This is a genomic window from Microbulbifer maximicatervae (SeqCode) (assembly GCF_052466985.1).
Genome location: NZ_CP174298.1, coordinates 142,347 through 154,659 on the forward strand (window position 1 = coordinate 142,347; position 12,313 = coordinate 154,659).

The window sequence follows — 12,313 nt, forward strand, 5'->3', positions numbered from 1 at the left end:
TAATAACCAGAGAGAAAACTCATTCTCCTGTTTAGAAAATTACCGAAACAAGCTCATATCCTCCATCTAATGTCCATATAAAAGCAATTGCGCTACAGAGTCCAGCAACAGAATAACGTATCCGGATTTCCCACTCCTTTTTCCATCGACTGGCCAAATAGGCAAGGGGCCATATGGCAAGAATTATGAGTACTTGCCCGGCTTCTACCCCCAGGTTGAAGGCCAAGAGGCTTTGCCAGATATTCGGGGAGTCAACTTGGAGTATTTCATGTAATACAAATGAAAAACCCAGGCCGTGGAGTAGGCCGAGCATGCAGGTGCCGATAAAGATTGTACTTTCGCTGCCTGTGATCTTAGTGTCTTCCCTGTGTAGTGATATCCAGGCCATATAGATTATGGATAGGGCGATACCGGTTTCTACCATAGGTACGAACCAGCTGACTGTGGGAACAAAGCCAAAGAATCCGGCTGAGAGGGTGATACTGTGACCGATGGTAAAGCCGGTAGCGCGCCATAAGAGTAGCGGTAGGCTGAGTGCACCGAGGCTTAGGCAGAGTACAAACAACATGTGGTCCACCCCCTTCAGGATATGGGCGATGCCCTCCACCAGAAAAGTCTTCACAGCGTCTATTGAGGAGTGGGTAATCAGTAGTGGCTTTTGCATAAGACCGCGTGAGCGAAAGACCTGGGTCCTGCCTGGGTTGTAATCCAGTACCAGGTTGGCGGTATCTTCCTGGTTGGGGAGGCCGGGGTTAAGAGAGCTGGATAGTTGGTATTCTCCAAGGGGAGCTTCCAGAGGGTAGAAGATCTGAATATCAACCAAGGTGTCACCCACATACAACCGTTGATTGGTATCTTCAGGTAAATATTGCTGCAAAAATGCCTGCTGTGCCTCCTCCAGCGTTGCAAAACCTGGTTCATTTCCTATCCGATACAGGCGCACGGCTTTTACATCGCCTTTTATCTGCTTGTCAGTATTGCGGAGAAGAGTGGCTCTCTCTGCAATATCACCGAGTCCTAGAGGCGCTAGCTCCAGCTGTTGAAAGTCAACATAGTGGACCAAGTCACCTTGATCCAAGGAGTTTTTGGTATAGGGCGCGGGTTGTGAGAGTTTGCCAGTATAGGGGTCGCGCCCCAGTCCTGTTTTATCTGCCAGTAAATAGGGCATAGGCACTCTCATATATAGGTTGGCACCACTGGCTGTGTGCTCTATATGGAAAATCCGTACATTGAGGTTGAGAAGGAAATGCGCTTGTGCTTGCCCGCTGATGCTGGATATGAGGAGATATAGAACAATCATCGCGGGCAACTTGAGTGTGCTGTTTTTCATGGCTCTAGCTATTTCTCTATTTTATTCTTACCGTACGGATAGGGGAGTAAATCCAGCGATTTTCCAGTGGTTATCAGACTGGATAATTGCGATATTGGCCCGGGTCTCTTGCGGTCTTTGTTCAAAGTGTCCCCAGCTTCGGTCCTCTACTACCGCTTGCCAACTTGTAATCAACCGGAATCCTTTGTTGCCATTCAGGTTAATTTGACTGGAGTACTCGACTTTAAGATTTGTAATAGCACTGATTGATCCCAAGCCACCACTCGTTGTTTGGGGGCGATAAATTTGTGCCAGATTTGAATAGGTACTTTCGAACCCTTCCTTGGTAATCAAGTTTTTCAGCTTTAATTCCAGATTGATCGGTAGAGGCTCTTTAAATGCGGCTGCAACTTTTAACAGTAGCTGTTCTGTTACTTGACCCAAGTCTCGTTTTTTAGCGGTTCCTGGAAGGTTTACCCGGTATTCTTCTGGAAGATTGAGGTACAAAGCGACAGCTGAGATTATTATGGCGGTATAGAGAATAGTTGAACCCTTGCGGCCTATAAGTGAGTGTTTTGTGGATAGCGTCAATACAATTATCGTAATAATAAGAAATGAAAATAGGATTGCCATAGGGACCGCCAGGCTGGGGGTTTCTATTGCAAGTGGATCGCTATTTGGAGGTCGGTAATCGTATAGGTAGTTGTGCCACTGAATATCAGGAAATGAGGGAATTACATGGGTGGGGAATGGGCCTGTGGGGTCCTGAATTAGGGTGGGAACGGAGTTGATCGTATCGGTGAATAGATTCCAGTCTACGGTAACACTCTGGGGCAGTGCATCGATGGAAAATTTTTCCCGGTAGCCAATCATCACTGAGCCCATTTCAATAGTGTCATTCTCTGAAATCTGTGAGTACCCGCTGTTATTTGCGCGGAGAAAAACAGTCTCAATGCTATTCGGCTGTGAGGGCGACTGATCAATAGAAGTTGGATTTTTATTATTTAGATAGCTGCGTACTGTGTGATGCAGGAAGGCCTTACTTTCTGGTGTTAATGGTTGCCAGGCATCAAAAGGGTGATTAGTCCACTCCAGTAAGTCCTTGGTGCGCACGAGTATCTCATGGCGTATCTGGCGGGGCTCTACGTAGAGGAAAGACATTAGAGGGTAGCGATTATGCCGACTAATGTCGGTGTTCTTAAAATGTGTATTCCATGGGTCTTTCCAGTCGATAATGAGTGGCTCAGGTTGAGATAGGTAGTGAAAGCCGCTGATAGGTGTTTGCCCGTGGCGACTGGTAAAGCCAATTGTCACGGATGCCAGCTTGTCACTACCGATGGGTGGTTTTAGTTGCAGGTCTGAAAGTCCACCGATTGGATATTTCAGCTGAGTTAAAAGAATCTTTTTATCTGCCGGGAAATCCGGCATTTTTATGCCGGTGCGGGGATCGGTTTGCCCAGCAAAAGGGGAAATTCTAGGTTTTCTCTGGGCTACTCGAATTGAGATGAGTTTGGGCTTAATGCTCTTATTTCCAGAGAGTACTTGAAAGTCGAAAGATTGTTGGGTTTTTGCCGATTGTGCCAGTCGATAAATATCTGGTGTATCTTCAATTCCTGGCCAAAATAGTTTGGCATCGCTTGCTGATATCTCGAATCTAATGTTTAGGATATTTTTTTGTATATCGATCTCCGCAATATTGTTGGCGGTCTCAGCGCCACTTAAACTGATGAAATCAGCCTTGCTGGTTGTTGATAATGTACTGTTGAATAATATCAGGGCCAGGCTGATAAGTATTTTGCTGAATGATAAATAAAATTTCGCTTTGGGAGTCATGTGTTGCTTGGGTAGAGTTGATCAGTTGCACATTATTCGTTTTTGAAGGGGGGGTTAATTTAGTCTGGTGCTTCAAGATCAGTACCGAAGGTTGCATTGACTTCCCCGTAGATTTTCTCAGTCAGCTTTTTATAAATTACTTTTCCGCCATAAATAGTGGGTACGAATACAACCTCAGCAGGGTCAGCTGGTAACTTTTCGGACTCCGGTTTGGTACTGCTGGGGTCCCAAGTCGGAAAATTCACTTGCCGGTTACTGATAGCCCATTCCACTCTGAGGGCGCCGAGATCGCCAATGTGGTTGCTGCACTGATGCTCGACATGAAATGTTAATTTATCGCTGTTACCCAATGGCGGCAGGAAGTAGGTGGTGGCTTGCTTTGGGCGAGGGGAGACTATACGAGTGCCCGGGAAGTTACCGTCCCCGATTGCCGAAGTCGTATTTTTCTTTTGTAGTTCTTGAGACCAGAGAGCGGCACTGAATCCAGATACCAGTAACAGAAGAGTAATACTGAAAAGCTGCAATGGGGTTTTAGTCGGAATCATCTTCTTGTATAGAGTTTACTTATGGGTTTTATGTCTTTAGGCAGCTTAGTTGATGATTCAGGTCACAATAGGAGGGTAGATTGGTATGGCGTGGAGTTTCGTTTTGAAACTTGAGTAAGTTGGTGTTGCCAGTTTTGGGGGATACGGGGATTTAATTGATGACGACTAGATGATTCGGCAGTTCATCTTTAATGGTGCTGGTGGGTATCGCTTCGTGAAGTAGATCTCCGCATTGCTCAATACATGCCAGTAATGCCTCTCCAGCTTTTCCCCGCTTGATTTGTTGCACAAAATTTTCAACTACTCTCTGCCAGTTGTCATTGGTGATGTGTTGGGCAATGCCTCTGTCGGCCAGTATTTCTACATAGTGTTCGGCTTCTGAAACAAATATCAGAAGCCCGAGTCGGTCCTTGGTTGCGTGTAAATCCTGCTCCAGAAATTGCCTGCGGGCTAAATTTGAAGCTCGCCAGAATTTTATTTTCTTTGGTACCAGGCGCATGGTGATGGGGCGCCAGCGGAATATTACTGCCAGGACAATAAATAAAATCCACTGAAGCGTCACCGCCTGTTGGAGGTTGATCCAGAACGGCAGGAATTCGATCAGAGGGGAGACTAACAGTGTTAGGAATGCGGCCCATAGGGTAGAGATATAAAGGTAGTTGTCCGCTTCCTTGGCGACCACAGCCATGACTTCAGCGTCGGTGCGAGACTCTACTTCCTTGATCGCCTCTGCTACCTGGCGCTGATAAGTATTGGTAAGCATTACCATCCTCCCGATGCGCCCCCTCCGCCAAAACCTCCGCCGCCCCCGCTAAACCCGCCCCCAGAGCTGCCGCCGGATAGACCTCCGCCAAATCCGCCTCCACCATAGTAGCCGCCGTAGCGCCCCCGCTTAAAAATACGGCTCTGTACAGGTGAACCCAGTGCGGCACTGCCGAAGAGGTGTAGCATGACCAGCAGAAGGAACAGGCCGACCAGTACAGCAATTCGGCGTCCCTCTTTGGTTTCTACGGGTTCAGCGACATATTCATTTTTCGTCGCGGCGATAATTGATCGAACCCCTGCATTGATTCCGCCGCTAAAATCGCCATTGCGAAACTCTGGCAGTACTTTGGTTTGGATAATATTTGCTGCCAGTGCATCGGTTAGGGCTCCTTCCAGGCCGTAGCCTACTTCGATACGGACCTTTCTATCATTGGGCGCAATCAGGAAAAGCACTCCATTGTCTTTGTCTTTTTTTCCTAGCTTCCACTTGCGTGCCAGTTGGTTGGCATACTCCTCTATAGTGATGCCCTGAAGCTCGGGGATGGTGGCGACGACCAGCTGATTATCACTGTCGCGCTCATACTGCTGTATCAACTCAGTAAGTTGGTATCTCTCATCGGCCTTTAACAACTCTCCCTGATCTACTACCCGGCCGGACAGCGCTGGAAACTGTACATCGGCCCAGGCTGTTAAGGCACAGACCAGAGCGATCAGGATGGTTATGGCAAGACTGGGGCGGTTCATTTTGGGGTCGATGGCGCCTGTCTATTGGAAGTTGAGGAGCCTCTAAATAACTCCGTAATACCTCTGCGGGTCTTGAAGGCTGCAGATGTTAGGCGCAGCTCGCCGCGAATGGCCGTAGCCCTTTGCAAGAGCTGCAACGCAGCAGCTGTGGCCTTCAAGGCCCGCCCTTCGGGGCTTGCAGAGCGATTCACACTCCGCGTTGCGACTTCTTGAAAGGTCTAGACATTCCTGCGAAGCCGCGCCTTGATTGTGAACCGCTCTGCATGCCAGAGGTATCATGGAGTTATTCAGAGACTCCTTAACCTCAGGTGCCTTATCGGCATCTTCACTGGTGGCTTCGAAAGTTTCTCGAAGCGGCATATCCCTGTAGAGCACGGCATGCCAGATTCTTCCTGGAAAAGTGCGAATCTCGCGGTTGTAGCGCTCTACAGCCTGGATATAATCCCGGCGCGCGACACTGATGCGGTTTTCGGTGCCCTCTAACTGAGATTGCAGTGTGAGGAAGTTCTGGTTGGCTTTGAGGTCGGGGTATCGCTCTACCACCAACATAAGGCGGGATAGCGCGCTGGTTAACTGGCCTTGTGCTGCTTCGAACTGTTGCAGCTTGGCTGGGTCATTGAGAAGGTTGCCGTCAACCTGGAGAGAGCTGACTTTGGCCCTGGCCTCAGTGACGGCTTGTAGGGTTTCCCGTTCGTGGGATGCGTAAGCTTTTACGGTTTGCACCAGATTGGGAACCAGATCGGCACGGCGCTGGTATTGGTTTTGAACCTGGGCCCAGGTGGCTTTAACCTGCTCGTCATAGGTTGGGATATTGTTGACACCACAGCCGCTGAGGGTGGTTGCCAGCAGCAGTAGCAGTGAGCTCTGCCAAAAGGGCCAGCCGCTGGGGAGCGCAGAGGTCATGCGGAATATCCTTATTCTCACGTGAACCCATCAAGAATAGTCCGCCTGACTCCCGGCGCTGGAGAAGGCATCACCATGGAGCCAAAATGGCGTTAAAAGCAACAATATTTAAGGCCAAAGTCCAGATATCCGATATGGACAGGGATTATTACGCCGAACATCCGCTCACTTTGGCGCGACATCCCTCGGAAACAGATGAGCGTATGATGGTGAGGCTACTGGCTTTTGCACACAATGCGGCAGAAACGCTGGAGTTTACCCGGGGACTGTCCTCCGATGAGGAAGCGGATCTCTGGCAAAAGAACTTGAGCGGGGAAATCGATCTCTGGATCGAAGTAGGGCTTCCCACTGAGGAACGAATTCGCAAAGCCTGCAACCGCTCGAAGCGCGTTATCGTATACAGTTACGGGCGCCGTGCAGCACCAATCTGGTGGCAGAAACAGGCCAGCCAATTGGAGCGCTTTGATAACCTTACCGTCTACCATTTAGCCGCTGATGCCACTGAGCAATTGGCGGCTATGGCTGAGCGCAATATGGACCTGAGTGCAACCATTCAGGATGGTCATATCTGGCTGGCCGATAGTGACAACAACGCGGAGATTACTCCGGAAACCTGGAAATAGGAGCAGACAACTTAATGCCTTCTTTTGACATTGTATCTGAAGTGGATAAGCACCAACTCACCAACGCTGTGGATCAGGTGAATCGCACTATTACCAACCGCTTCGACTTTAAAGGTGTGGATGCGGAAGTGGAGATGAGTGAGTTCTCCTTGGTAGTTCGCGCTGAAGTGGACATGCAGGTAGACCAGATGGTGGATATGCTGCGCGGCGCACTGATCAAATGCGATATCGATCCACTGGCGATGGATGTAGGTGATAAAGAGCAATCCGGCAAGCAGGTCAAATTGGACGTGACCCTGAAAAATGGCCTTGACAAAGAACTGTCAAAAAAGATTGTTAAGCTGATCAAAGATGAAAAGCTCAAGGTGCAGGCTGCCATTCAGGGTGAGCAGGTGCGTGTTACTGGCAAGAAGCGCGATGACTTGCAGCAGGTGATCGCCTTGTTACGCGGTAAAGAGCTGGAACAGCCATTGCAGTTTAATAACTTCCGCGATTAATTGGTTTTGCAGTGATCAAGCGTACTCTCTTCAGTGTTCTATCCGTGCTGTTGTCGCCACTGGCGATAGCCGCAGAAATTACCCCGGCTAGGTTGCTGGCCAGCTATTGGGTTGATAGTAGTGCAGGCCTGGATATTTCCGGCTTAAGTTTCTGTTCTGGAGATCTGCTGGCAGTCTCCGATAAGAATTCTGAAGAGATCTACACGCTTGAACTTCGCGATGGCAGTGCCGGCCTGGTATCACATCTTCGCTTAAGCGGCCTTGGGATACCGGAGCAGGATGAGCCTGTCAGCGCTTGGGAAGGCTTCAAGGAGTTGTTCCGCCCGGCAGAAGATCTGGACTTTGAAGGTGTTACCTGTAGCGATGGCCAGGTCTATCTGGTCAGTGAGCATTACAATCGTATTGCCATCGTAGATATCGAGGGAAATGCACGCTGGCAGGAGCATAGCTGGTCCGCATTAGCCAGGTCCCAGGGGTTTCTACAGAAGACCAATGCTTCCAGCGAGGGGTTGGTGAAAGCCGACGATACTTTCTGGGTAGCCATGGAGCGCGAACCCCGTGGTTTGTTGAGGCTTAATGCAGATGGCGAGGCCAGCACACTGACTCTGCCTCAAGTAGATGGCCTGGACTTTGCTGGCCGTTCAGAGGACTTGGCGGGGTTGGATTACCACGACGGCGCACTCTTTACCTTGGAGCGCAACGCCCACGCTGTGTGCCGCAGGGCACTTCCCAGCCTGGAAGCCGAGTGGTGCCTGGATTATCGCGCCCTTGAAGAATCTCCCGAGCGGGTTTATGAAGAAACCCGCTATGGAAAGGGCGAGGGGCTGGCAGTCGGAGAGCAGGGTATTTTCGTTATCCTCGACAACAATAATATCGGCCGTGCCCTGGCGCCTGACGACAAGCGCGCGCTGTTGTTGCATCTGGCAATGCCAGATGAGGCCAGTAGGCAGCAATAATTGACTCTGTTTGGCGCCGTACTTCCCGAGAGCCGGCGCTAATCCCATCCCTCTAGTTCTCTCCTGTTCAACAACTCCCTCCATTTTTAAAATATCTTCTAGTCACTAGCGCTAAAATTGTTTAGAGCAATTGGGGTAACTATGCTGTGTACCAATAGCTATTGGGACCTTACAGCTTGGTAGTGTCTGTTGGCCGCAGGGAATCTCCCGGTTCCTAAATCACTTTGGCGATAAATTGGAAGGGTCGTGATTAAGCGTATTTTTTTAACTATCGTATGGGCGCTCTTGTCACCCTTGGGGCTGGCAGCTGAAATTATTCCCGCCAAAAAAATAGCTCACTACTGGGTGGATGATAGTGCCGGGTTAAGTATATCTGGTTTGAGTTTTTGCGATGGAAAAATGGTTACGGTGTCGGATAAGCAATCCAGGGAGATCTACCAGATAGTATTAGGAGATAGGAGTGCAACCTTGGAGCCTTATATCAAGCTGGCTGGGCTCCGGGTTCCGAAAAAAGATAGGCCTACTAATTTATGGTATTTTCTACTGGAACTTACCCGCCCAGCCGCAGCGATGGATTTTGAAGCCATCACCTGTGCCGATGATAAATTCTATTTGTTGAGTGAACGTTACAACCGGATAGCCGAAATAAATATGGAGGGAAAGGGGCATTGGTTAGAAAATATGTGGTCGGCCACGGCTAAAGCCCAAGGTTATATGCACGGGTACAACCTCTCCGGTGTAGGGCTACAGAAGGTGGGCGATGACTTTTGGATGGCTATAGAGCGGGATCCCCGTGCCCTGGTAAAACTCGGCCCCAAGGGAAGTGTACAGATTTTTACTCCGCCGCCAGTAAAAGGGCTGGATTTTCGTGATGAGTCGGAAAATATGGCAGGCCTCTATTACTATGATGGCGCTTTGTGGACCCTGGAACCGAATGCCTATGCAGTTTGTCGCAGGGAATTACCCAGCTTGAAAGCTGAGTGGTGCCTGGATTACTGGGAACATGAAAACTCCTCTGAACTCGGCTATGAGGTATCGCGGACCGGTGGCAAGGGAGATGGTTTGGCTATTGGAGAGCGGGGCGTTTTTATTGTGTTTGACAATGATAATATCAGCCGTATTCACGACCCTCAGGATCGCAGAGCACTCTTATTACATCTGGCTCTACCAGATCAATCTGACTAAATACCAATAGAGACTTTCTATTATTGGGGTTCGAATAGTTGGGTTGTGTTTAAAGGGGGATGTAATGATCAAGACAGTTTTCCTCGCAATTAATTTCATATTTTTAGCATCCGTGGGAATGGCTGCTGAGATTTTTTTGGCTAAAGATGTTGCTGATTACTGGATAGATAATAGCTCGGGTGTAGGTCTATCTGGTTTGAGTTTTTGTGGCCAATTAATAACGATCTCCCCTAAAGAATCGGAAAAAATATATAGAATCAATTTGCACGGCCAGGGTGCTACATTAGAAAAATACCTGAAAGTTAGTGGCCTGCCTTCGCCCAAAAGGGGAGTAGCCGATAATGTTTCTCACTTTGTTATGGATTTATTGCGGCCTAAATCCGCAATGCGTTTTGGTGGAATATGTTGTAGAGACGACGGTACATTTTTATTGAGTGAACGCCACAATCGAATAGCAGAAGTGGGCACAGATGGGAGTTCACGCTGGATTAATAACAAGTGGTCATCAGCAATAGAGCACCTGGGTTATTCGCTGAGATACAATAATGGCGGGGAGGGAATAGTTGAGGTTGGCGATGACTTGTGGGTAGCTTTAGAGCGGGAACCCAGGGGATTGTTAAAGGTGGGAAGTAAAGGAGAGTTTCAAGTTTTCTCCTTGCCTTCTGTAGTGGGGCTGGATTTTGGAGACCACCCGGAGAATCTGAGAGGACTTGATTATCATGACGGCGCTCTTTTTACTCTTGAAAGCAACGCATATGCGGTATGTAGAAGAGCTCTGCCGAGCTTGCAAGCTGAATGGTGCTTGGTTTACCGTGAGATTGAAGAATCCCCGGAGCACGCCTATGAAGTGTCGCGGTTGGGGGGGATGGGGTCTGGAGTTGCTGTAAATAACCAGGGGGTATTTGTGGTTTTCAATAACAATAATATCAGTCGTGCCCGTGATCCCCAGGATCGCCGCGCTCGGTTGTTACATTTGGCTTTCCCCGACGGTAAACAATAGGGGCGTAAAATAGGTGGTAGTTGAGAAGTTACCGGCACTGCTGGAGGAAATACGGGCTTGTCGCCTCTGTGAAGAACAACTTCCTCTAGGGCCGAATCCAGTCTTGAGGGCTGCAGCGTCTGCACGCCTATTGATCGTCGGCCAAGCCCCGGGCACCAAGGTCCACGCGACCAGTATTCCCTGGAATGATCCCTCAGGAGATCGCCTGCGAGATTGGCTGGCGATCGACCGGGACACCTTTTATGACGAGTCCCAGATCGCCATTATTCCCATGGGCTTCTGTTACCCTGGGCGCGGCAAGGGCGGTGACCTGCCGCCGCGACCCGAGTGTGCCGCCACCTGGCATCAGCGCCTAATGACACAATTACCCAACTTGCAACTGTCGCTGTTGGTGGGACAATACGCCCAGCGCCATTACCTCCCGCACTGGTATGGCAGTATTACCGAGAATGTTCGCCATTACCGCGATGCACTGCCAGCGGGATACTTTCCCTTGCCGCATCCCAGCCCGCGCAACACCTTGTGGTTGCGTCGCAGGCCCTGGTTTGAGGAGGAGGTTGTGCCCGAGTTACAACACCATGTTAAAAAGATATTGAAGGTTTAAGAATGCCGGTTCCGGACAAAATAAAGATCCACCCCTCTTGGTACGATGTTTTGGGCGGGGAGTTTGACCAACCCTACATGGCCCAATTGCGTCAGTTTTTAAAGGGGGAGAAGGCTGCCGGCAAGAAGATCTACCCAGCCGGTGGCCAGATCTTTAATGCCTTTAACTCCACACCTTTTGATCAGGTAAAAGTCGTTATCCTGGGTCAGGACCCATACCATGGCGTTGGCCAAGCCCATGGCCTGTGCTTTTCTGTGATGCCCGGAGTACGCATTCCTCCATCGCTGCAAAATATTTATAAAGAGTTGCACTCCGATATGGGTATTCCCCCTGCACACCACGGTTGCCTGCAACCTTGGGCAGAGCAGGGCGTGCTTTTGCTAAATGCCACCCTTACTGTTGAGGACAGCAAGGCCGGCGCCCACCAGGGGCAGGGTTGGGAGCAATTTACGGATGCGGCGATTCACAAGCTAGCGGAACAGCGCGAAGGGTTAGTCTTTGTTCTTTGGGGGAGCTATGCCCAAAAGAAGGGAGGCTTTATCGACCGCAATAAGCATTTGGTGTTGCGTGCTCCACATCCCTCCCCTCTATCTGCGCACCGGGGGTTCTTTGGTACCCGTCCTTTTTCCCAGGCGAATCACTGGTTGCAGCAGCGTGGCGAGAAGCCTATTGAATGGGCTTTGCCAGAGGCGAGTCAATTGAAGCGGATTGCTGTGGAGATTTAGTGGCTTGCCCCGGATAGGTGTTATCTGTCCGGGTTTGTATTTATCCAGAGAGCCAAAAATTCTATTCCTGTTATCCTTCTCTTGGCTTCTAGATAAAAAATCTTTCTATTTTTTAGTGGTTATATGCGTCAACTCTCTGCTTCGGCAGTGTTTTGTGATGAGAGTCTTTAGAGGCTTGAAAGCCAATCAGAGCTATTATCTATTTTTGGCTCTTTTGAAGTTATTTATCTGTCCGATAAAGTATCACTTGTGAGATCTAAGGTGGAATTGCTATGAAAATGATGACCTGCAAGGAGTTGGGAGGCGCCTGCGATGTGGAGTTTCGTGGGAATAACTTTGAAGAGGTGGCGGAGCTTAGCAAGATGCACGGAATCGAGATGTATCGAAAAAATGATGCACAGCACTTGCAAGCTATGAAAAAAATGCAGGATTTGATGAAAGATCCAGAATCAATGCAGAAGTGGTATGAGTCAAAGAAGGCGGAATTTTCATCTCTCCCGGATTGTAAATAGAAAAATTAGTATTTTATGGGTAAAAATCATTTGAGCGTAAAAAAATGGCGCTAAAATCGTGCTGGAATTGACTGTGGATATAGGGCTTGAGTAAATCAGAAAGTATTTCCAG

The 12,313-nt window shown here is 49.2% G+C and carries 14 protein-coding genes; 8 read left to right on the forward strand and 6 right to left on the reverse strand.

From position 1 onward, the window contains the following. Nucleotides 1-31: 31 nt before the first annotated feature. The 6 genes from ACJJI3_RS00655 to ACJJI3_RS00680 all read right to left on the reverse strand — a co-directional run bounded on the left by ACJJI3_RS00655 (nucleotide 32) and on the right by ACJJI3_RS00680 (nucleotide 6,099). A complete protein-coding gene (locus tag ACJJI3_RS00655) occupies nucleotides 32-1,330 on the reverse strand; it encodes a HupE/UreJ family protein (protein ID WP_444941133.1) in 1,299 nt (432 codons plus the stop codon). A gap of 27 nt (nucleotides 1,331-1,357) precedes the next feature. Further along, entirely contained in the window at nucleotides 1,358-3,142 is a 1,785-nt protein-coding gene (locus ACJJI3_RS00660; protein ID WP_444941134.1) for a hypothetical protein, read from the reverse strand. Between the two features lie 59 nt (nucleotides 3,143-3,201). Then, nucleotides 3,202-3,687 (reverse strand): hypothetical protein, encoded by a 486-nt coding sequence (locus ACJJI3_RS00665; RefSeq protein ID WP_444941135.1) that lies wholly within the window; start codon nucleotides 3,685-3,687, stop codon nucleotides 3,202-3,204. 151 nt (nucleotides 3,688-3,838) lie between these two features. Then, a complete protein-coding gene (locus tag ACJJI3_RS00670; protein WP_444911226.1) occupies nucleotides 3,839-4,450 on the reverse strand; it encodes a TPM domain-containing protein in 612 nt (203 codons plus the stop codon). Then, nucleotides 4,450-5,196 (reverse strand): TPM domain-containing protein, encoded by a 747-nt coding sequence (locus ACJJI3_RS00675; RefSeq protein WP_444941136.1) that lies wholly within the window; start codon nucleotides 5,194-5,196, stop codon nucleotides 4,450-4,452. The genes ACJJI3_RS00670 and ACJJI3_RS00675 overlap by 1 nt, the downstream gene beginning before the upstream one ends. Before the next feature lie 42 nt (nucleotides 5,197-5,238). Next, a complete protein-coding gene (locus tag ACJJI3_RS00680; RefSeq protein ID WP_444941137.1) occupies nucleotides 5,239-6,099 on the reverse strand; it encodes a LemA family protein in 861 nt (286 codons plus the stop codon). An 86-nt stretch (nucleotides 6,100-6,185) separates the two neighbouring features. Between ACJJI3_RS00680 and ACJJI3_RS00685 the strand changes: the two genes are divergently transcribed. From ACJJI3_RS00685 to ACJJI3_RS00720, 8 genes are all read left to right on the forward strand, one after another. Beyond that, nucleotides 6,186-6,722, forward strand: coding sequence for a YaeQ family protein (locus ACJJI3_RS00685; protein ID WP_282931942.1), 537 nt, complete (start codon nucleotides 6,186-6,188; stop codon nucleotides 6,720-6,722). Between the two features lie 14 nt (nucleotides 6,723-6,736). After that, nucleotides 6,737-7,219: a YajQ family cyclic di-GMP-binding protein gene (locus ACJJI3_RS00690; RefSeq protein WP_108733959.1), complete on the forward strand. Its 483-nt coding sequence runs from the start codon at nucleotides 6,737-6,739 to the stop codon at nucleotides 7,217-7,219. An 11-nt stretch (nucleotides 7,220-7,230) separates the two neighbouring features. After that, the gene (locus ACJJI3_RS00695; RefSeq protein WP_444941138.1) at nucleotides 7,231-8,175 is read left to right on the forward strand and encodes an esterase-like activity of phytase family protein; all 945 of its coding nucleotides are present in this window, start codon (nucleotides 7,231-7,233) and stop codon (nucleotides 8,173-8,175) included. A 246-nt stretch (nucleotides 8,176-8,421) separates the two neighbouring features. Next, nucleotides 8,422-9,360 (forward strand): hypothetical protein, encoded by a 939-nt coding sequence (locus ACJJI3_RS00700; protein WP_444941139.1) that lies wholly within the window; start codon nucleotides 8,422-8,424, stop codon nucleotides 9,358-9,360. Nucleotides 9,361-9,424: 64 nt separating this feature from the next. Further along, nucleotides 9,425-10,360, forward strand: coding sequence for an SdiA-regulated/phytase-like domain-containing protein (locus ACJJI3_RS00705; RefSeq protein ID WP_444941140.1), 936 nt, complete (start codon nucleotides 9,425-9,427; stop codon nucleotides 10,358-10,360). Nucleotides 10,361-10,373: 13 nt separating this feature from the next. After that, nucleotides 10,374-10,964 carry a uracil-DNA glycosylase family protein gene (locus ACJJI3_RS00710; protein WP_444941141.1) on the forward strand — a complete coding sequence of 197 codons (591 nt, stop codon included), beginning with the start codon at nucleotides 10,374-10,376 and terminating at the stop codon, nucleotides 10,962-10,964. A gap of 2 nt (nucleotides 10,965-10,966) precedes the next feature. Beyond that, nucleotides 10,967-11,689 carry a uracil-DNA glycosylase gene (gene ung, locus ACJJI3_RS00715; protein ID WP_444941142.1) on the forward strand — a complete coding sequence of 241 codons (723 nt, stop codon included), beginning with the start codon at nucleotides 10,967-10,969 and terminating at the stop codon, nucleotides 11,687-11,689. Between the two features lie 272 nt (nucleotides 11,690-11,961). Further along, on the forward strand, nucleotides 11,962-12,201 hold the full coding sequence (locus ACJJI3_RS00720) for a DUF1059 domain-containing protein (protein ID WP_444941143.1): 240 nt from the start codon (nucleotides 11,962-11,964) through the stop codon (nucleotides 12,199-12,201). Nucleotides 12,202-12,313: the final 112 nt, after the last annotated feature.